The sequence below is a fragment of the Coprococcus aceti genome, assembly GCF_025567285.1.
GTDB lineage: Bacteria > Bacillota > Clostridia > Lachnospirales > Lachnospiraceae > Coprococcus > Coprococcus aceti.
Window position 1 is genome coordinate 349,083 of sequence record NZ_JAOQJT010000003.1, and the last position, 20,227, is coordinate 369,309.

General features: G+C 42.2%; 26 protein-coding genes. 25 read left to right on the forward strand and 1 reads right to left on the reverse strand.

The window, feature by feature from the left end; translation table 11 throughout:
* Window positions 1-8: 8 nt before the first annotated feature.
* From rpmD to OCV54_RS06595, 24 genes are all read left to right on the forward strand, one after another.
* On the forward strand, window positions 9-191 hold the full coding sequence (gene rpmD / locus OCV54_RS06480; protein ID WP_004850147.1) for a 50S ribosomal protein L30: 183 nt from the start codon (window positions 9-11) through the stop codon (window positions 189-191).
* A 21-nt stretch (window positions 192-212) separates the two neighbouring features.
* The gene (gene rplO / locus OCV54_RS06485) at window positions 213-653 is read left to right on the forward strand and encodes a 50S ribosomal protein L15 (protein WP_004850150.1); all 441 of its coding nucleotides are present in this window, start codon (window positions 213-215) and stop codon (window positions 651-653) included.
* A gap of 1 nt (window position 654) precedes the next feature.
* Window positions 655-1,968, forward strand: coding sequence for a preprotein translocase subunit SecY (gene secY, locus OCV54_RS06490; RefSeq protein WP_022216652.1), 1,314 nt, complete (start codon window positions 655-657; stop codon window positions 1,966-1,968).
* 123 nt (window positions 1,969-2,091) lie between these two features.
* Window positions 2,092-2,736 (forward strand): adenylate kinase, encoded by a 645-nt coding sequence (locus tag OCV54_RS06495; protein ID WP_022216653.1) that lies wholly within the window; start codon window positions 2,092-2,094, stop codon window positions 2,734-2,736.
* A 2-nt stretch (window positions 2,737-2,738) separates the two neighbouring features.
* Window positions 2,739-3,509: a type I methionyl aminopeptidase gene (gene map / locus OCV54_RS06500; protein WP_015533796.1), complete on the forward strand. Its 771-nt coding sequence runs from the start codon at window positions 2,739-2,741 to the stop codon at window positions 3,507-3,509.
* A 99-nt stretch (window positions 3,510-3,608) separates the two neighbouring features.
* Window positions 3,609-3,827: a translation initiation factor IF-1 gene (gene infA / locus OCV54_RS06505; RefSeq protein ID WP_004850160.1), complete on the forward strand. Its 219-nt coding sequence runs from the start codon at window positions 3,609-3,611 to the stop codon at window positions 3,825-3,827.
* 89 nt (window positions 3,828-3,916) lie between these two features.
* A complete protein-coding gene (gene rpmJ, locus OCV54_RS06510; protein WP_015533797.1) occupies window positions 3,917-4,030 on the forward strand; it encodes a 50S ribosomal protein L36 in 114 nt (37 codons plus the stop codon).
* 248 nt (window positions 4,031-4,278) lie between these two features.
* A complete protein-coding gene (gene rpsM / locus OCV54_RS06515; RefSeq protein ID WP_015533798.1) occupies window positions 4,279-4,647 on the forward strand; it encodes a 30S ribosomal protein S13 in 369 nt (122 codons plus the stop codon).
* Window positions 4,648-4,692: 45 nt separating this feature from the next.
* Window positions 4,693-5,088 (forward strand): 30S ribosomal protein S11, encoded by a 396-nt coding sequence (gene rpsK, locus OCV54_RS06520; RefSeq protein WP_004850165.1) that lies wholly within the window; start codon window positions 4,693-4,695, stop codon window positions 5,086-5,088.
* A 20-nt stretch (window positions 5,089-5,108) separates the two neighbouring features.
* Complete coding sequence (rpsD, locus tag OCV54_RS06525) at window positions 5,109-5,702, forward strand: 30S ribosomal protein S4 (RefSeq protein WP_015533799.1); 594 nt, start codon at window positions 5,109-5,111, stop codon at window positions 5,700-5,702.
* A 71-nt stretch (window positions 5,703-5,773) separates the two neighbouring features.
* Entirely contained in the window at window positions 5,774-6,730 is a 957-nt protein-coding gene (locus tag OCV54_RS06530) for a DNA-directed RNA polymerase subunit alpha (RefSeq protein ID WP_015533800.1), read from the forward strand.
* Between the two features lie 80 nt (window positions 6,731-6,810).
* Complete coding sequence (locus OCV54_RS06535; RefSeq protein ID WP_015533801.1) at window positions 6,811-7,347, forward strand: bL17 family ribosomal protein; 537 nt, start codon at window positions 6,811-6,813, stop codon at window positions 7,345-7,347.
* Window positions 7,348-7,483: 136 nt separating this feature from the next.
* A complete protein-coding gene (locus tag OCV54_RS06540) occupies window positions 7,484-9,118 on the forward strand; it encodes an ABC transporter ATP-binding protein (protein WP_055223148.1) in 1,635 nt (544 codons plus the stop codon).
* A 10-nt stretch (window positions 9,119-9,128) separates the two neighbouring features.
* Window positions 9,129-9,929 carry an energy-coupling factor transporter transmembrane component T family protein gene (locus tag OCV54_RS06545; RefSeq protein ID WP_015533803.1) on the forward strand — a complete coding sequence of 267 codons (801 nt, stop codon included), beginning with the start codon at window positions 9,129-9,131 and terminating at the stop codon, window positions 9,927-9,929.
* Between the two features lie 186 nt (window positions 9,930-10,115).
* Window positions 10,116-10,853: a tRNA pseudouridine(38-40) synthase TruA gene (gene truA / locus OCV54_RS06550; protein ID WP_055223150.1), complete on the forward strand. Its 738-nt coding sequence runs from the start codon at window positions 10,116-10,118 to the stop codon at window positions 10,851-10,853.
* A gap of 353 nt (window positions 10,854-11,206) precedes the next feature.
* Complete coding sequence (locus OCV54_RS06555) at window positions 11,207-12,424, forward strand: iron-containing alcohol dehydrogenase (protein ID WP_022216655.1); 1,218 nt, start codon at window positions 11,207-11,209, stop codon at window positions 12,422-12,424.
* Between the two features lie 234 nt (window positions 12,425-12,658).
* Window positions 12,659-13,093: a 50S ribosomal protein L13 gene (rplM, locus tag OCV54_RS06560; RefSeq protein WP_004850178.1), complete on the forward strand. Its 435-nt coding sequence runs from the start codon at window positions 12,659-12,661 to the stop codon at window positions 13,091-13,093.
* Between the two features lie 18 nt (window positions 13,094-13,111).
* Window positions 13,112-13,507 (forward strand): 30S ribosomal protein S9, encoded by a 396-nt coding sequence (gene rpsI / locus OCV54_RS06565; protein ID WP_004850181.1) that lies wholly within the window; start codon window positions 13,112-13,114, stop codon window positions 13,505-13,507.
* A gap of 103 nt (window positions 13,508-13,610) precedes the next feature.
* Window positions 13,611-14,795, forward strand: a complete 1,185-nt coding sequence (locus tag OCV54_RS06570; protein ID WP_055223152.1) for a cation diffusion facilitator family transporter — start codon at window positions 13,611-13,613, stop codon at window positions 14,793-14,795.
* Window positions 14,796-15,027: 232 nt separating this feature from the next.
* Complete coding sequence (locus tag OCV54_RS06575) at window positions 15,028-15,825, forward strand: transporter substrate-binding domain-containing protein (RefSeq protein ID WP_055223155.1); 798 nt, start codon at window positions 15,028-15,030, stop codon at window positions 15,823-15,825.
* 51 nt (window positions 15,826-15,876) lie between these two features.
* Window positions 15,877-16,563, forward strand: coding sequence for an amino acid ABC transporter permease (locus OCV54_RS06580; protein WP_004850185.1), 687 nt, complete (start codon window positions 15,877-15,879; stop codon window positions 16,561-16,563).
* Between the two features lie 12 nt (window positions 16,564-16,575).
* Window positions 16,576-17,355 carry an amino acid ABC transporter ATP-binding protein gene (locus OCV54_RS06585; protein ID WP_055223157.1) on the forward strand — a complete coding sequence of 260 codons (780 nt, stop codon included), beginning with the start codon at window positions 16,576-16,578 and terminating at the stop codon, window positions 17,353-17,355.
* A gap of 3 nt (window positions 17,356-17,358) precedes the next feature.
* Complete coding sequence (locus OCV54_RS06590) at window positions 17,359-17,532, forward strand: hypothetical protein (protein WP_242849718.1); 174 nt, start codon at window positions 17,359-17,361, stop codon at window positions 17,530-17,532.
* 26 nt (window positions 17,533-17,558) lie between these two features.
* Window positions 17,559-17,726: an ATP-binding protein gene (locus OCV54_RS06595; protein ID WP_022216657.1), complete on the forward strand. Its 168-nt coding sequence runs from the start codon at window positions 17,559-17,561 to the stop codon at window positions 17,724-17,726.
* Between the two features lie 202 nt (window positions 17,727-17,928).
* Here the strand turns inward: OCV54_RS06595 and OCV54_RS06600 are convergent, their stop codons facing one another.
* Complete coding sequence (locus OCV54_RS06600; protein WP_022216658.1) at window positions 17,929-18,363, reverse strand: cupin domain-containing protein; 435 nt, start codon at window positions 18,361-18,363, stop codon at window positions 17,929-17,931.
* Between the two features lie 291 nt (window positions 18,364-18,654).
* Here OCV54_RS06600 and OCV54_RS06605 point away from each other — a divergent pair, with 291 nt between their 5' ends.
* Entirely contained in the window at window positions 18,655-19,992 is a 1,338-nt protein-coding gene (locus OCV54_RS06605) for an ABC transporter substrate-binding protein (protein ID WP_055223160.1), read from the forward strand.
* Window positions 19,993-20,227 lie beyond the last annotated feature (235 nt).

The window sequence follows — 20,227 nt, forward strand, 5'->3', positions numbered from 1 at the left end:
ATTAGAAGATGGCAGATAAGTTAAAGGTAACTTTGGTAAAGTCCCCTATCGGTGCTGTACCAAAGCATAGAAAGACAGTAGAGGCTCTTGGACTTAAGAAGGTTAATAAGTCAGTAGAGCTCCCAAATAACGCTGCAACACTTGGAATGGTTAAGCAGGTAAGTTATATGGTAAAGGTTGAGGAAGTATAAGAGAAGGAGGATACGCAGATCATGGATTTATCTACATTAAAGCCGGCTGAAGGCTCAAAGCACAGTGCTAATTTCCGTGTAGGCCGTGGACATGGTTCAGGAAATGGCAAGACTGCAGGTAAGGGACATAAGGGTCAGAAGGCACGTTCTGGATCACCTAGACCAGGTTTCGAAGGTGGACAGATGCCATTATATAGACGTCTTCCTAAGAGAGGCTTTAATTGCATCAATCACAAAGAGATCGTTGCAATCAATGTATCAGCTCTTGAGAGATTCGAGGATGGCTCAGACGTAACTGTTGAGACATTAGTAGAGGCAGGTATCATTAAGAATCCTCGTGATGGAGTTAAGATTCTTGGAAATGGAGAGTTAACTAAAAAGCTCAATGTTAAGGCTAATGCTTTTTCAAAGTCAGCAGCTGAGAAAATTGAAGCTCTTGGCGGAAAAGCAGAGGTGATGTAATATGTTCAAAACCTTAATCAATGCATTTAAGGTACAGGATATACGAAGAAGACTTTTATATACGTTCTTCATTCTCGTGGTAGTCAGACTTGGTAGTCTGATTACCGTTCCGGGAATAAGTGCGGATGCAATAAGAGAGTACATGCAGAATGCACTCGGTGATTCACTGAACATCTTCAGTTCATTCACCGGAGGATCGTTCGAGCAGATGTCGATCTTTGCATTGTCGGTAACACCTTACATTACAGCTTCCATCATCATACAGCTTCTCACCATTGCTATACCGGCTTTGGAAGAACTGCAGAAAGACGGAGAAGATGGTAGAAAGAAGATCACCGCTATCACAAGATATATGACAGTAGGTCTTGCTATTCTTGAGAGTGCTGGTCTTGTAGTAGGATTTGGAAACAAGGGAGTCATTGAGAATTATAACTTCTGGACAGTTCTTTGCATCGTAGTCATTCTTACGGCAGGAAGTGCTATAGTAATGTGGCTTGGCGAGAGAGCAACAGAGAAGGGTGTTGGCAATGGTATATCAGTAATCCTTCTGATAAACATCGTTTCAACAATGCCAAATGACTTCAAGAATTTATACACACAGTTCATGAAGGGCAGAGACTTTGTAAGATTTACACTTGTAGGGCTCATTATCCTTGCAGTTGTAGTTATTACAGTAGTATTTGTATGTGCACTTCAGGGCGCAGAGAGAAGAATTCCTGTACAGTATGCCAAGACAGTAAGAGGAAGAAAGACGATGGGAGGACAGTCCTCTCATATTCCACTTAAGGTCAATACTGCAGGTGTTATTCCGGTCATCTTTGCATCATCCATACTGTCTGTTCCACAGATCGTAGTGAATCTGTTCAACATCAAGACATCTGGTGTAGGAGCAAAGATAATCCAGGGTATGAGTCAGGGCTACTGGTTTAACAGATCTTATCCTTGGGCATCGATCGGTTTGATCGTATATATTTTACTTGTGTTCTTCTTCGCATATTTCTACACAGCGATCACATTCAATCCAATGGAGATTGCCAACAATATGAAGAAGAGTGGCGGTTTTGTCCCTGGTATAAGACCTGGACAGTCAACACAGGATTACCTTAATAAGATTTTAAACTACATCATATTTATAGGTGCTGTAGGACTTATCATAGTAGCATGTATACCAATGTTCTTCAGTGGTTTCTTTGGAGCAAATGTTTCATTTGGAGGAACATCACTTATCATCGTTGTAGGTGTTGTTATAGAGACAATTAAGAATATTGAGTCACGTATGCTGGTAAGGAACTATCAGGGATTCCTTTTAGACTAAAATATGACGTGGCAATAAACACGAATGGGAGTGTGCCGTATAGTACACTTCCTATTCGTGTATTATAGAGAGAATAGTATTTGATAAGAATGGGAAACGTTCAAAAAAATGGAGGTTGAATATATGAAGATAATCATGTTAGGCGCACCGGGCGCAGGCAAGGGAACACAGGCAAAGATGATCGCTGCAAAGTACGGCGTACCACATATCTCAACAGGAGATATATTCAGAGCGAACATAAAGAACGGCACAGAGCTTGGTGCAAAGGCAAAGGAGTACATGGATAAGGGACTTCTTGTACCAGATGAGCTCGTTGTCGACTTGGTAATAGATAGATTCAAGGCTGATGACTGTGCAAAGGGATATATCCTTGACGGATTCCCAAGAACTATCCCACAGGCAGAGGCACTTGACAAGGCACTCTCAGCAATCGGCGATTCAGTTGATTACGCTATCAATGTTGAGGTACCTGATGAGAATATCATCGAGAGAATGTCAGGCAGACGTGCATGTGTAGGTTGTGGAGCAACATACCATATCGTATACAACCCAACAAAAGTTGAGGGCAAGTGTGATGCATGTGGAGCTGATCTCATCCTTAGAGACGATGATAAGCCAGAGACAGTAGAGAAGAGACTTAATGTATATCATGAGCAGACACAGCCTCTCATCGATTACTACAAGGCAAAGGGCATCCTGAAAGAGGTTGACGGAACCGTAGATATGAAGGATGTATTCGCTGCTATCACTGATATATTAGGTGAGTAAATATGAAGGGTATTTCCATAAAATCCCAGGAAGAGATTGAGCTTATGAGAGAGGCTGGAAGAATTCTGGCGATAACTCATGAGGAGATGAGAAAAGCATTGAAGCCGGGAATGACCACATATGATATAGATAAGCTCGGTGAAGAGGTTATCAGAAGTTATCACTGTGAACCATCATTTCTGAACTATCAGGGATATCCGGCGTCGGTGTGTGTATCTGTAAATGATGAGGTGGTACATGGAATTCCATCAAAGAACAGAGTGCTTCAGGATGGAGATATAGTAAGTCTTGATGCCGGTGTTATCTATAAGGGTTACCATTCAGACTCAGCCAGAACATATGGAGTTGGCGAGATATCTGATATGGCAAAGTATCTCATAGAGGCAACGAAGCAAAGCTTCTTTGAAGGACTGTCAGCGGCCCGTGCGGGAAATCATGTGCGGGATATAGGAATAGCGGTCGAGTCCTATGCCGATGAGTGTGGACTTGGAGTTGTTGTCGATCTGGTGGGACATGGAGTTGGAAAAAATCTTCATGAAGAGCCGGAGGTCCCAAACTTCGCAACAAGAAGAAGAGGACCGAAGCTGAAAGCAGGAATGACGATAGCGATAGAACCGATGATCACACTTGGCGATTACGAAGTGAAGTGGATGCCGGATGGATGGACGGTCGTCACCGCAGACAAATCACTGGCGGCACATTATGAGAATACAATACTTATAACAGATGGAGAGCCTGAGATACTTTCAAGGGCCGATGGAATTGAGCTGTAGATGTGATATCATATGTCGTCGTTCGTAAGCACGATGACATATTCATTATATCATGGAGAACTCATAAGTTGATTTATATATATAGGAGGATTTTTGAAAATGTCAAAAGCAGATGTAATTGAAGTAGAAGGAACAGTAGTTGAGAAACTTCCAAATGCCATGTTTCAGGTAGAACTTGAGAATGGACACAAGGTTCTTGCTCATATAAGTGGAAAGCTGAGAATGAATTATATAAAGATTCTTCCTGGCGACAAAGTTACAATAGAGTTATCACCATACGATCTTACCAAGGGAAGAATCGTTTGGAGAGATAAATAATAAAAAAATGAATTTCCCTATTGCATTTTATCAATGAAAATGATAGAATGCTAATTCGTAGCGGACTTTTTTTGAAAGGAGAGTTTCTAATGAAGGTTAGAGCATCAGTAAAACCTATCTGCGATAAGTGCAAAGTTATCAAGAGAAAGGGAATCGTTAGAGTTATCTGCGAGAATCCAAAGCACAAGCAGCGTCAGGGTTAATCAAAAAAGGAAAAGAAGTATATGGATGATAGCCCATCCGGAAGTATACTTATTTTCGTGCGTCAGTACATATATCTAATGTACTGTATTATTTAAAAGCGGCTGTGGCATACGTAGATATGCCAATACAATTATAGAAATATACAACTTAGTTGAAGTTTGCGGTGTATGCATTTCACCCCATAGCGTGTGCTATGGGATACATTTGTGGATTCAGCTTAAAAGAAGATTTTACGGAGGTTATTATAATGGCTCGTATTTCAGGTGTTGATTTACCAAGAGAGAAACGTGTTGAAATTGGTCTTACTTATATCTATGGTATCGGACTTCCTTCATCACAGCGTATTCTTAAGGAAGCAAACGTTAATCCTGATACACGTTGCGCAGATCTGACTGACGATGAGGTTAGAAGACTCAGCGAGGTTATCAAGGCAACTCAGGTAGTAGAGGGAGATTTACGTAGAGAGATAGGCTTCAATATTAAGCGTTTACAGGAGATTGCTTGCTATCGTGGTAAGCGTCATAGACAGGGACTTCCTGTTCGTGGACAGAAGACTAAGACTAACGCTAGAACTCGTAAGGGTCCTAAGAAGACTGTTGCTAATAAGAAGAAGTAATATTTATAGAATATATTTGTAAAAAACCATAGGAGGTTTAGGCTAATGGCTAAGCAGGCAACTAAAAAAGTGGCTAAGAAGCGTGTCAGAAAGAGCGTACAGCACGGACAGGCTCATATTCAGTCATCTTTCAATAATACAATTGTTACATTAACAGACGCTGAAGGCAATGCGCTTTCATGGGCAAGCGCTGGTGGATTAGGATTTAAGGGTTCTAAGAAGTCAACTCCATATGCTGCTCAGATGGCTGCAGAGACAGCCGCAAAGGCTGCTGCACCTTACGGACTCAAGACAATCGACGTATTTGTCAAGGGACCAGGTTCAGGAAGAGAGGCTGCAATTCGTGCACTCTCAGCATGTGGTATAGATGTAGTTAGTATCAAGGATGTTACTCCGGTTCCACATAACGGATGTCGTCCACCAAAGAGAAGAAGAGTTTAATTAGAGGAGGTACAAACAAGATGGCAGTAGATAGAACCCCAGTTCTTAAGAGATGCAGATCTTTAGGCATGGAGCCAATGTATCTCGGAATAGACAAGAAGTCAAACAGAAGACCAAACAGATCAAATAGAAAGCAGAGCGAGTATGGACTTCAGCTCCGCGAGAAGCAGAAGGCTAAGTTCATTTATGGTGTACTTGAGAAGCCTTTCCGTAACCTTTATGCAAAGGCTGAGCAGCAGAAGGGATTAACAGGTCCTAACCTCATGACATTACTTGAGCTTAGACTTGACAACATCATCTTCAGATTAGGCTTTGCAAGAACAAGAAGAGAGGCTAGACAGATCGTAGATCACAAGCACGTACTTGTAAATGGCAAGTGTGTAAACATCCCTTCATACTCAGTTAAGCCAGGCGATAAGATCGAGATCAGAGAGAAGAGCAAGTCTCTTCAGAGATACAAGGATATCATGGCTGCAACAGAGGGTGTTCTCGTACCAGGTTGGTTAACAGCAGACAGAGATAACCTCGCAGGTGAAGTTGTAGAGAAGCCAAGCAGAGAGCAGATCGATGTTCCTGTAAATGAGACTCTCATCGTCGAGTTATATTCTAAGTAAGATTTGTTCTTTATTTATACATTTTGTAACTTGGAGTGTAGCATTTTAAAACCCGTAAAGGAGGGGCTTAGATGTTTGAGTTTGAAAAACCAAAAATCGAGATCGTTGAGACTTCAGATGACAACAAATATGGCAAGTTTGTAATCGAGCCTTTAGAGAGAGGTTACGGTATAACACTTGGTAACTCACTTAGAAGAATAATGCTTTCTTCATTACCAGGTACCGCTGTAAGCCACGTTAAGATAAAGGGTGTTTTACACGAGTTCAGCTCAATACCAGGTGTAAAAGAGGATGTTACTGAGATAATAATGAACATCAAGAATGTCGTTATCAAGAATAACTCAGATACATTTGAGCCAAAGCAGGCATACATCGATGTTGTTGGTGAGCGCGTTGTTAAGGCAGGAGATATCAAGGTTGACGGAGATATAGAGATTGTAAATCCTGATCTTGTAATCGCAAACCTTAGTGGTCCGGACGCAAAGCTTGAGATGGAGCTTACAATTGTCAACGGACGTGGATATGTAAGCCTTGACAAGAACAAGGAAGCAGATGCACCAATTGATGTCATCGCTATTGACTCAATCTTCACCCCTGTTGAAAGAGTAAACCTTACAGTTCAGAATACACGTGTTGGTCAGGTTACTGACTATGATAAGTTAACTCTTGATGTATATACAAACGGAGCTCTTGCTCCAGATGAGGCAGTAAGTCTTGCTGCAAATCTTCTGGTAGAGCACTTGAAGCTGTTCGTAGATTTATCAGAGAACGCACGTCTTGTAGATGTTATGGTTGAGAGCACAACAGACGAGAAGGAAAAGGTTCTTGAGATGAATATCGATGAGCTCGAGTTATCAGTTCGTTCATACAACTGTTTGAAGAGAGCTGGCATCAACACAGTTCAGGAACTTATAAACAAGACACCAGAGGATATGATGAAGGTTCGTAACCTTGGTCGTAAGTCACTGGATGAAGTATTAGCTAAGCTTAAGGAGTTAGGCTTATCACTTAATCAGAACGAGGACTAATAGCAGTTCCCGTATACCACTCAAGCTGAATAATAGTAAGCACAGTGAAGACCCGCAAAGGGTATAGGAGGATAATTAAAATGGCAAAGTATAGAAAGCTTGGAAAAGCAAGCGCACAGAGAAACGCATTACTTCGTAACCAGGTAACTCAGTTACTGTATCATGGAAAGATCAAGACAACAGAGGCAAGAGCTAAGGAAGTTGTTAAGATCGCAGAGAAGCTCATCACTTTAGCAGTTGCTGAGAAGGACAACTACGATGAGGTTACAGTTCAGGCTAAGGTTGCTAAGAAGGATAAAGATGGCAAGAGAATCAAGGAAGTTGTAGACGGTAAGAAGGTTACAGTATACGACACAGTTGAGAAGACAGTTAAGAAGGATCAGCCTTCAAGACTTCATGCCAGAAGAGAGATGCTCAAGGTTTTATATCCAGTTGTTGAAGTTCCTACAGATGCTGCTGGTAAGAAGGCCGGTACTAAGAAGATCGACTTAACACAGAAGTTATTCGATGAGTATGGTACAAAGTACGCAGGACGTAAGGGTGGTTACACAAGAATCATCAAGATCGGTCAGCGTAAGGGTGATCAGGCTCTTGAGGTTATTCTCGAGTTAGTATAATCGATTGATATTATACAGATAAATAAACAGGGCTGCAGTACATAGACGTATTAGTTTACGTTCGTGTACGGCGGCCCTGTTTTTTAATAAAATTTAGTGAAATATAGAGATTTCATTGATATAGATTGGAAAGATTATGAGCTTCATAAATGTAAAAGGACTATCTCATAAATTTAATATAAAGGATAAAGACGGCAATAAGATAGGGGAGAACTGGGCAATAAAGGATGTAGATTTTCTTGCCGACAAGGGGGAGATAATCGCGATCCTTGGCAGAAACGGTTCAGGGAAGTCTACGTTTGCAAGACATTTGAATGGACTGCTTGCACCGCATGAGGGTTCGATAGTCATAGGTGGAAAAGACATGGCGGAGATGGGAGAGCTTACATCCATCAGACGACAGGTAGGAATGGTGTTTCAAAATCCCGATAACCAGATAGTTGGCAACACCCTCGCTGAGGATATAGGATTTGGGCTGGAGAATCTTGGCGTCTCCAGTGAAGATATATGGAAGAAGATAGATGAGATGCTGGAGCTCACAGGGCTCACAGCCTATAAGTATGCCAATACGTCAAGAATAAGCGGTGGACAGAAACAGCGGCTTGCAATCGCATCGTCCATGGCAATGACTCCGGATTGTATAGTGCTAGACGAGGCGACATCCATGCTTGACCCGCAGGGAGCAAAGGATATGTTGGAGCTTGTGCAGAGATTGAACAAAGAAAAGAAAATAACCGTAATAATGGTGACTCACAGGATAACTGAGGCACTTATGGCGGATAAAGTATACATATTGGATAATAGCAGGATCGTGGCAGAGGGTACACCTGGAGATGTATTTACAGATGTTGACCGGCTTAAGAGCTATGGACTGGAGATACCGGTTGATATGAAGCGTAGGGCCGGAATACCGATCGATATCTGCTATAAATATAAGAACAGGCATATGGATATAAGCAGCGATATGAACAATGCGCAGAGTAATCATGCTGAGGATGAGAAGACTGCAGATAATTCAGAAAAATGTATAGTTGAGATTCAGAATGTATCATATTCGTATGTGAATGGAAATGAGTCATTTCAGGCGCTTTCTGATATAAACATCAAGATATATGAAGGACAGGTTGTCGCTGTAATAGGGCAGACCGGCTCGGGAAAGAGTACACTGCTTCAAATGATAAATAAGCTGATAGTTCCACAGAGTGGCAAGGTATATCTGTATGATACGGATGTGCAGAGTGTAAGAAATATCAAGGATATCCGCAGGAGGATAGGGTATGTATTTCAGTTCCCTGAGTCCCAGTTGTTTGAGAATACGGTGCTCAAGGATGTAATGTATGGCCCGATAAACTTTGGAATGTCAAAGAGAGAGGCTGAGGATGCTGCCAGAAAGGCGCTTGAGTTGGTGGGAGTACCGGAGAAATATGCGGAGTATTCTCCATTCGAATTGTCCGGTGGTTTGAAAAAGAGGGTGGCAATAGCGGGAATACTGGCATATGAGCCAGACGTATTGATCCTTGATGAGCCTGCATGCGGGCTTGACGGAGAGAGCCGGGAGCAGTTATGGAATCTCGTCAGAAAGCTCAACAGAGAGAAAAATGTGACGATCATACTGGTATCCCACGACATGGAGGATGTGTATGAGATGTCAGAGAGGATTCTTCTTATGGAGCATGGAAGGATAGTGTATGATGGAGGGACAGGTGAGTTTTTTGAGGACAGGAGCTTACTTGAGCGGTACGGTATAGATGTTTCCGGGTGCCCGGAATAGGAGATTTACTATGATACGAGATATTACAATAGGACAATATTACAGTGGCAATTCTGTGATACATAGAATGGATCCGAGAACAAAGCTTGCAATAACATTTCTATATGCCATATCGCTGTTTCTTTGCAAGGACTGGATCATGATACTTGCCGCAACGGCATTCCTCTGTATATATGTGGCGGTGAGCAGGGTGCCGATAACATACATTTGCAGGGGACTGAAGGTCATATGGATGTTTATTCTGTTTACAGCAATATTCAGCGTGTTCAACGGGGACGGACGGGTACTTTGGAGCTGGCACAGACTTCGCATAACAGATAACAGTGTGATGACTACGGTGCTTGTGGTTATACGCCTTGTATACCTCATAATAGGCTCATCTGTCATGACGTACACTACAAGACCGATGAATCTGGCAAATGGACTGGAGAGCAGTCTGGGATTCTTGAAGAAAATAAAGGTTCCGGTGTCTGATATGGCCATGATGCTTATGATCGCATTGCGATTTATCCCGATATTTATGGAGGAGCTGGATAAGATCATGAAGGCACAGCTTTCCAGAGGTGCGGACTTCGAGAGTGGCAATATATTCAAGAGGATAAAGAGTTATGTACCTGTATTTGTACCATTATTTGTATCGGCGATAAGGAGGGCCACAGATCTTGCCCAGGCCATGGATGCCAGATGTTTTGACGGCAGCGAAGGCAGGAGCCGCATGAATCCGTTAAAATACAGTGGAACAGACTATGTAAGTTATGCTATAGTGTTGGTGTATCTGGGATGCATGATAGTATACAGATGTGTGATGTAGGAAATCCTGCAATCTTATTTCGGGATACATGCGCACTTCGGGATCAAAAGTCGTTTGTATATAGATTTGTTTTAAATATTACAGAGTCAATGACGATCGGGCTTGATTAAGAATTGGAGCGTAATTCAGATACATCGATAATATAGAAAAGGATACGGATGTGTCAGATACATCCCTAGTACGAATATGAAGAGAGTAAAATTGATCGTAGCCTACGATGGAACAAATTATTGTGGATGGCAGGTTCAGATAAATGGAATAACGGTTGAGGAAGTCCTGAATAAGACACTCAGCGAGCTTTGTCATGAGGATATAAAGGTTATAGGAGCCAGCAGAACGGATTCCGGTGTACATGCACTGGGAAATGTGGCGGTGTTCGACACTGAATCAGGAATACCTGGAGAGAAGTTTTCATTTGCGCTTAATCAGCGGCTCCCGGAAGACATAAGGATACAGGAGTCATGCCAGGTGGCTGACGATTTTCATCCGAGATATTGTGACACGATCAAGACATATGAATACAAGATATTAAACAGAAGATTTGATATGCCGACGGAGCGTCTTTACTCGACATTCGTCTATTATCCACTTGATATAGATAAGATGAAGCGGGCTGCGGCAGTACTGGTTGGGGAGCATGATTTCAAGAGCTTCTGTTCATCAAGGTCTCAGGTGGAGAATACAGTCCGTACAATAACAGATATAACCATAGATAAAGTTGGTGATATGATACATATAAGGATCAGCGGCAATGGTTTCTTGTACAATATGGTCCGCATCATAGTGGGAACTTTGATGAAGATAGGTCTTGGAATCTGGCCGGAGGACTGTATGGAGTCAATACTTGAGGCTAAGGATAGAACGAAAGCTGGTCCGAAAGCCGAGGCCAAGGGGCTTACTCTTGTGGAGATAAAATATCTGTAGACGTATAATATTTGCCAGGATAAGATAAAATTGCTAATAATATATTGGCAGTTCATAAAACAGCGTGGTTATATTTTGTATATAATAATTTGGAAAAGTGGACTTGAAATAATCTAGAAATAAGAATGAAAAGTGGAAAACATCTAGCAAAACAGTGGAAAATAGATGAAAAACATTGTGTGAAATGCACAAAAAATAATGAAAACAAGAGCCAATCATGTTATAATTACATTGAAATGCTGATACATGACGGATATGTCAGGAATTGTTTCGAAGTGTTCGGAATATTTCAAGGTGTTTCAGTGAAGATAACATGATTGGCTTTTTTTATTTCGATTTTAGGAGGGCAAACGATGGCAAGATTTACATTACCAAGAGATTTATATCACGGAAAAGGTGCTTTGGAGGCACTCAAAACATTCAAGGGTAAGAGAGCTATGGTCTGTGTTGGAGGCGGATCCATGAAAAGATTTGGATTCCTTGACAGGGCAGTTCAGTACCTTGAGGAAGCTGGAATGGAAGTTAAGTTATTTGAGGGAATTGAGCCAGATCCTTCAGTAGAGACGGTTATGAAGGGTGCAGCAGCCATGCTTGAATTTGAGCCAGACTGGATAGTGGCCATCGGCGGTGGTTCACCTATAGATGCAGCAAAGGCTATGTGGATAAAGTATGAGTATCCAGATGCGACATTTGAGGACATGTGCAAGGTGTTTGGAATTCCGGAGCTCAGAAAGAAAGCTCATTTCTGTGCTATTTCTTCAACATCAGGAACTGCAACAGAGGTTACAGCATTCTCGATCATCACAGATTATGAGAAGGGAATCAAGTATCCGATAGCTGATTTTGAGATCACACCGGATGTTGCGATCGTAGATCCTGAGCTGGCAGAGACCATGCCTCAGAAGCTGGTTGCTCACACAGGTATGGATGCCATGACACATGCAATCGAGGCTTATGTATCGACAGCAAACTGTGATTTTACAGATCCACTGGCACTTCATGCGATCAAGATGATCCAGAATGATCTGGTTGGATCATATAACGGAGACATGGAGAAGCGTGACGCAATGCATAATGCGCAGTGCCTGGCAGGTATGGCATTTTCAAATGCACTGCTTGGAATCGTACATTCAATGGCACACAAGACCGGAGCAGCATTTGCCGATTACGGTGCACATATCATCCACGGAGCAGCAAATGCGATGTATCTCCCGAAGGTTATCGCTTTCAATGCAAAGGATGAGACAGCAAAGATTCGTTACGGCGAGATAGCAGACTTCATGGGCCTTGGCGGAGAGACACTCGACGAGAAGGTAGCTCTTCTCATCGCATATCTGCGCAAGATGAATGATGAGCTGAACATACCTCACTGTATCAAGAATTATGGACCTGACAGCTATCCATGTGAGCAGGGCTTTGTTCCGGAGGACGTATTCCTTGAGAGACTTCCTGAGATCGCTGCAAATGCGATACTTGATGCATGTACAGGCTCCAACCCAAGACAGCCAAGCCAGGAGGAGATGGAGAAGCTGCTGAAGTGCTGCTACTATGACACAGAGGTGGATTTCTAAATAAAAGATAGTATTTACAGACAGAAGAATGAATGATAATATGGTATCCGGCGGTGCACATGTATCGCCGGATATTTTTGTTGGAAAAAATAGTTGACAACAAAATGTAATTATAATATACTTGCAAAGTATGCGAAGTTTATAAGTGTGTTTCGAACCAATGCCCCGGTAAGAAATGTGCTGAATATACATTAGTAAAGAAGATTATAAAAGAATAATTTAGGAGGTACCACGATGAAGAGCTTTATGGCAAGCCCATCAACAATAGAGAGAAAGTGGTATGTAGTTGACGCTACAGGACATACTTTAGGTCGTCTTGCATCAGAGATCGCAAGCATTTTAAGAGGAAAGAACAAGCCAACATATACACCACACATTGATACAGGTGATTATGTAATAGTAGTAAACGCTGACAAGATCCAGGTAACTGGTAAGAAGTTAGATCAGAAGGTATACTACAACCACTCAGATTATGTAGGTGGTATGAAAGAGACAACTCTTCGTGAGAAGATGGCTAAGAAGCCAGAGGATGTTATCTACCTTGCAGTTAAGGGAATGCTTCCAAAGGGACCACTTGGCAGAGAGATGATCACAAAGCTTCACGTATACGCTGGTGCAGATCACAAGCATCAGGCACAGAAGCCAGAAGTATTAGAGATTAAGTACTAAGAAGGAGGAGATTAACAGATGGCTAAGACAACAAAGTTCTATGGAACAGGAAGAAGAAAAAGCAGTATCGCCAGAGTTTACATCACTCCAGGTACTGGTAAGATCGTTATAAACAAGAAGGATATGGATGAGTACTTTGGCCTTGATACACTCAAGGTTATCGTAAAGCAGCCACTCGTTGCTACAGGCACAGAGGGTAAGTACGATGTACTCGTTAACGTATGTGGTGGTGGTTTCACAGGTCAGGCTGGAGCTATCAGACATGGTATTTCAAGAGCACTCCTTGAGGTTGATGCTGAGTACAGACCAATCCTTAAGAAGGCTGGATACCTTACAAGAGATCCAAGAATGAAGGAGAGAAAGAAGTACGGTCTCAAGGCCGCTCGTCGTGCTCCACAGTTCTCAAAGAGATAATTATATATCATTTCAGATATATCAAGAACCCGCAGAAGTCCAACGCTTTTGTGGGTTCTTTTTTTCAGAACTTTTGAGATTCAGATTAGGAGGAACAAAAGATATGGTGACATTATTGTCGAAGTTGTGGATCAAATCAGATAATTATAAGGATAGCAAGGTGAGGGAGAAATATGGTGTTCTTTGCGGAGCTGTTGGTATATTTTTGAATGTATTATTGTTTCTGGGAAAATTCTTCGCTGGATTACTTTCGGGTGCTATCTCGATCACGGCGGATGCGTTCAACAATTTATCAGATGCAGGAAGCTCGTTTATATCTATGATAGGCTTTAAGTTATCTGGCAGAAAACCGGACCCGGATCATCCGTTTGGACATGGAAGAATAGAGTATATATCAGGCTTATTTGTAGCAGTCATGATCATATTGATGGCCTACGAGCTTATTAAAGATTCAATCGGAAAGATCCTACATCCGGAACTTCCAAAATTCAGCAGTCTAGTTGCCGTTATACTCGTTGTTTCAATTGGAGTAAAGATATATATGTATTTCTACAACAGGAGTATAGGCAGAAAGATAGAGAGTGCGACCATGATAGCGACGGCGAAAGACAGTTTATCTGATACATTTTCCACAATGGTTGTTCTTGCATCTGCACTTGCTGCTCATTTCTGGAAAATACCTATAGATGGATATTGCGGGTTATTGGTGGGCGTAATGATACTCATAGCTGGCATCACTGCAATGAAGGATACGGTCAGCCCATTGCTTGGTCAGGCACCGGAACCAGAGCTTGTGGATGAGATCGAGAAGATCGTGAGGTGTGATAAAAGGATCCTTGGTATTCATGATCTTGTGGTCCATGATTATGGACCTGGCAGACTTATGGTCAGCTTGCACGCAGAAGTTCCTTATAAGGAAGATATTCTTGAACTGCATGATCTGATCGATCAGATAGAATTCTCTCTCAGAAAAGAACTAAATTGTGAGCCTGTCATTCACATGGACCCGATAGTAGATGACGATGAGGAGACAAATGCTGTGAAAGCGCGGATCACTGAAATTATAGAATCACTTAATAAGGATAGCAGAAAAAATGAAAATGTTCAGTTTCACGACTTTAGAATGGTAAAGGGTTCAACACATTCCAATTTGATTTTTGATGTGGTTTTGCCACATGGATATCAAATGTCAGAAGAACAGATAATATCCTATATCAAGGAAAAAGTTAGTGAGTACAATAAAAATTACTATTGTGTGATACATATTGACAGAGCGTATGTAAAATAATTCCAGATGGTGAGCATCCTGATCACAGAAGAGTAAGACCTTCTGTGGTTATTATTATTACATAATATATTTACATGTTTTTTCATAATCTTAGATTTGACTTTACCATGATAAACTGTTACTATGTTACCGTGTTGTGCCCTAATAGGGCTGTATATCATGCAGATGCCCAGTGTAGTGTGTTTCATGCATCTGCCAAGTATATTTAAGTATATTTCAGGAGGAAAAAAGTATGAAAAAGTTATTATCACTGCTCTTAGTGGCAGCAATGGGACTTTCACTGGTTGGATGTGGCGGATCTGATAACGGATCTAAGAGTGAGTCAAAGAGTGATCTGGAGTATGTAAAGAATAAGGGAACTCTCGTTGTCGGCGTTACAGACTTCGCACCGATGGATTACAAGGATGAGTCAGGCAACTGGATCGGATTTGACGCGGATATGGCATCAGCATTTGCAGAGAGCCTTGGGGTAAAGGCAGAGTTCGTAGAGATAGATTGGGACAACAAGATCATGGAGCTTGACGGCAAGACCATCGACTGTGTATGGAATGGTATGACACTTACAGATGAGGTTACAAGCTCAATGGCATGTTCAGATGCATACTGCAACAATGCTCAGGTAGTTATCGTGCCAAATGATAAGGCAGACAAGTATCAGACAGTAGACAGCATCAAGGAGCTTACATTTGCTGTAGAGGCAGGAAGCGCAGGCGAGGATCAGGCCAAGGCGCTTGGTCTCAACTATACAGCGGTAAAGGCACAGGCAGATGCACTCATGGAAGTTGCAGCTGGAACATCAGATGCAGCAATCATTGATTCGCTTATGGCAGCAGCTATGGTTGGTGAGGGAACAGGTTATGACAAGCTCACATATACCGTAGGTCTCAACAGCGAGGAGTATGGCGTTGGCTTCAGAAAGGACTCAGATCTTGTAGCTGAGCTCAACAAGTTCTTTGCAGACAGTAAGGCTGACGGTTCAATGGAGAAGTGTGCTGAGACATATAAGGTACAGGCTGCACTTGCAAAGTAATAGATAAGATATAATTAGTATTTTTACCATCACTTAGAGAGAAAAATTATTATGGATTTGTTTTTTGAACAGCTCCCGGTCGTACTTGGAGCTCTTAATACAGGATTTATACAGACATTAAAATTGTTCTTCGTGACATTGCTCGGTGCATTTCCACTTGGACTTCTCATAGCACTCGGTTCCATGTCAAAGTTTAAACCGCTCAGCTATCTTATGAAGTTCATTGTATGGATAGTGAGAGGTACACCACTTATGATACAGCTGCTCATCATATATTATTTCCCGGGACTTGTATTCCACAACCCGGTATGGGGCGGCGGCGAAGGCGGAAGATTTGTAGCGGCATCGGTGTCATTCATAGTGAACTATGCCTGCTATTTCTCAGAGATTTACCGTGGAGGTATTCAGGGTATTCCTGTAGGACAGGAGGAGGCCGGACTTGTGCTTGGCATGACTCCAAAGCAGATATTCTTCAAGGTCAAGCTTTTGCAGATGATAAAGAAGATAGTTCCGGCGATGTCCAACGAGATCATAACTCTGGTCAAGGATACGTCCCTTGCCCGTATCATCGCACTTCAGGAGATAATCTGGGCAGGACAGGCATTCATGAAGGGTTCACAGGGAATCTCTGGTGCGATATGGCCACTATTCTTCTGCGCATTCTACTATCTGATATGGAATGGCGTACTCACAGTTTTACTTGGCAAATTAGAGAAGAAACTTGATTTCTTTAGATAGGAGGAGCCGGAAATGGCTATATTAGAGGTTGAACATATAAAAAAGAAGTTTGGCAAGACGGATGTGCTCAAGGATATAAGCTTTTCTCTGGAGCAGGGCGAGGTCCTTTCTATCATAGGATCATCAGGAAGTGGAAAGACAACACTTCTTCGCTGTCTGAACTTTCTGGAGATGCCGGATAACGGAGTAATCCGTGTAAAAGATGAGATCCTGCTTGATACAGACAAGCCGGAAACCCTTAAGGAGTCGGAGGTGCGCAAGAAGAGACTGCATTTTGGACTGGTGTTCCAGTCATTTAATCTTTTCCCGCAGTACACGGCACTTCAGAACGTGATGCTCGCAAGAGAGCTTCTGGCAAAGGAGAGACCGGATTTCAAAGTAAACAAGAAGAATATACTCGACGAGATAAGAGTCCAGGCAGAGGAACTTCTCCGCCAGATGGGACTTGAGGAAAGAATGAACAACTATCCTCACCAGCTTTCAGGCGGACAGTGCCAGCGAGTTGCTATAGCAAGGGCGCTTGCGTTGCAGCCGGACATCCTGTGTTTCGATGAGCCTACATCGGCTCTTGATCCGGAGCTCACAGGAGAGGTACTTAAGGTTCTCAGAAACCTTGCAGACAAAAAGACAACCATGATAATTGTTACCCATGAGATGGCATTTGCAAAGGATGTTGCAAGTCAGGTCATATTCATGGATGATGGATATATACTTGAGCAGGGAAGACCTGACCAGGTATTTGACAATCCGAAGATGGAGAGGACAAAACAGTTCCTTTCATCGTATTCATAAAGAATGTATATGATCCCGGAGTATCGACAGGAGTCGATATTTCGGGATTTTTTTTATGGAGTTGATGACTATATCACAAAGCCGTTTGATCTGGATGAGCTGCTTGTCAGGGTGGAATCCGTTCTTGGACGATGCGATAGAGACTGTAGACGTGGACGTGGCGGCACTCTGACATAGATTCGGACGATGAGATAGATGTGGATATGATATTCGATGCGTTCTGCCGTGGAAAGTCCAGACAGAAGGAGGGCGCAGGGCTGGGACTTTACATAGTAAGGTGCCTTGCAGACAAGCTGGGACATGAGGTGAGCGCGGAGGTTGCCGGCGAGGTATTTACTATAAATATATCTATGTCGACTGACCGAGATTAAAAATAACTTGGTCATGGCAATGTATTATGGCATGTGTATGAAAAATTAATACAGAAATAGCAAAGACACTAAATGTCGCTTGCCCAATGTCAGACGGGCAGGCAGCATTTGGTGTCTTTTTTTTAAGAGGACAGAAGCATGCTTAAAACAATGGGACAATAAATCTGGCAATGCGTTCTACCTCATGTCACATGAAAACATATCAGCAATCCATTCCCATAGCCATGGCTTTGGTGGCCTGTGTCTCTCCCCTGGGATGATGTGGTGGGGCATAGATGGATGAGAGTTTCAGTGGATTATTGCCAATGTTGATGATGTTGTGCCATGTGCCGGCTGGTATACAGACGCATTCTCCTGCACAAAGATTCTGACGGAAGCACAGTTCGTTTGGGCAGCAGCCCATTCTGACTGAACACTGTCCCTGTTCGATCCGGATGATCTGATCGGTATTATCATGGATTTCCAAACCTACGTCTGAGCAGGCAGGTATACACATGACTGTCATCTGCATGAAACAGCCGGTCCACACGGTTTCGCGGTAATTGTGGTTCTGTAACGCTTTATCCCGGAGGTCTATAGTGCAGATGTTGTCACGACAGTCAGGTCTGTTCGGAGAACAATGGTTGTTGCATTTCATAGGATAGTCCTTTCAGATTTAATAGTTCTATTTATAGTATTCAGAAAGGATAGAATATGACAAAAATTATACATTTTTATGTAACCTGGATTGTGAGCTATGTGAAAAAATGCAAAAAGTGATAAAAAAATTGAAAATAGTATTGACATTTTGTACATAAACAACTAATATAAGATATATCAAATGGAAACGGTTCCAAAAACGTTTCCGAAAAAACAAAGTAACCATTAAGCAGCTCGTATAAGAGATGACTGAAGGAAAAATTTTTATTATTTTATGGGAGGAACCAATATGAACAAGAAAGGTATTGCGGCACTTGGACTGTCACTTATGATGGCAGGTACCATGTTGACAGGATGTGGCTCAGGAGATTCAGATGGAGCGGGAAAGAAGGCAGATGCAAAGGGCTCTGTATATTATCTGAACTTCAAGCCGGAGCAGGATGCACAGTGGCAGGAGCTTGCTAAGGTGTACACAGAGAAGACAGGCGTTGATGTTACGGTAGTTACAGCAGCTTCTGGTCAGTATGAGACTACTCTTAAGAGTGAGATGGGTAAGTCAGAATCACCTACCCTGTTCCAGGTAAATGGACCGGTTGGTCTTGCTTCCTGGAAGGACTATTGTTATGATCTTGGATCATCACAGGTGTATAAAGAACTCACATCTGAGGACTTTGCACTTAAGGATGGCGATAAGGTCGCAGGAATCGGATATGTTATAGAGTCATACGGAATCATTTACAACAAAGAGCTTTTAAGCAAAGCTGGATACACAGAGGATGATATCAAATCATTTGCAGACCTCAAGAAGGTGGCAGAGGATATAACAGCTAACTCAGACAAATTAGGATTCTCAGCATTTACATCAGCTGGAATGGACGGATCATCAGATTGGAGATTCAAGACACATCTTGCAAATCTTCCAATCTACTATGAATACAAGGCTGATGGAATCGATACTACAGATGCGATCAAGGGTACATATCTTGATAATTACAGAAATGTATGGGATCTGTACATCAACAACTCAACAACCGATCCAAAGCAGCTCAGCACAAAGACTGGTGATGATGCGGTTGCAGAGTTTGTTTCAGGACAGGCAGTATTTTATCAGAATGGTACATGGGCATACTCAGATGTATCATCACTTGGCGATGACAACCTCGGAATGCTCCCTATCTATATCGGAGTAGATGGTGAGGAGAATCAGGGACTCTGTACAGGAAGTGAGAATTACTGGTGTGTAAATGCTAAGGCTTCAGAGGAAGATATCCAGGCAACTCTTGACTTCATGGAGTGGTGTGCTACAGATGATGTCGCACTTAAGGCAATCTGTGGTTCAGAGGGTGCTATGCCATCAGGAGCTGATGGAATGGGATTTGTAACACCATTCAAGAAGAACATTGAGTCAACAAACCTTCTTGTAAACATTGCAAATGAGTATGTAGCAGAGGGCAAGACACCTGTAAGCTGGAACTTCACAACAATGCCATCAGAGCAGTGGAAGAACGACCTCGGATCAGCACTTACAACATATGCGGCAGATCAGACAGATGCCAACTGGGATCTTGTAAAGAGCGCATTTGTAGATGGATGGGCTAAAGAGGCTGCTGCAGCAAAGTCAAAATAAAACATATTAACAAATAAACAATAGTACACAACCCAAAAATAAAAAACATCACAAAATAAACCCAACTTAAAATATGAATAAAGTCCTGCAAGCTGCAGGACACCAGGAAGGCTAACAGCTTTGCAAAGGCAGCTCATACCCGGAGGTGCCAGACTAGAGATGGATATGTATTCATATGCAAATATGTCTACATATCCATTTTTAGACTCAAAAGATATTGGAAAGAAAATTGATA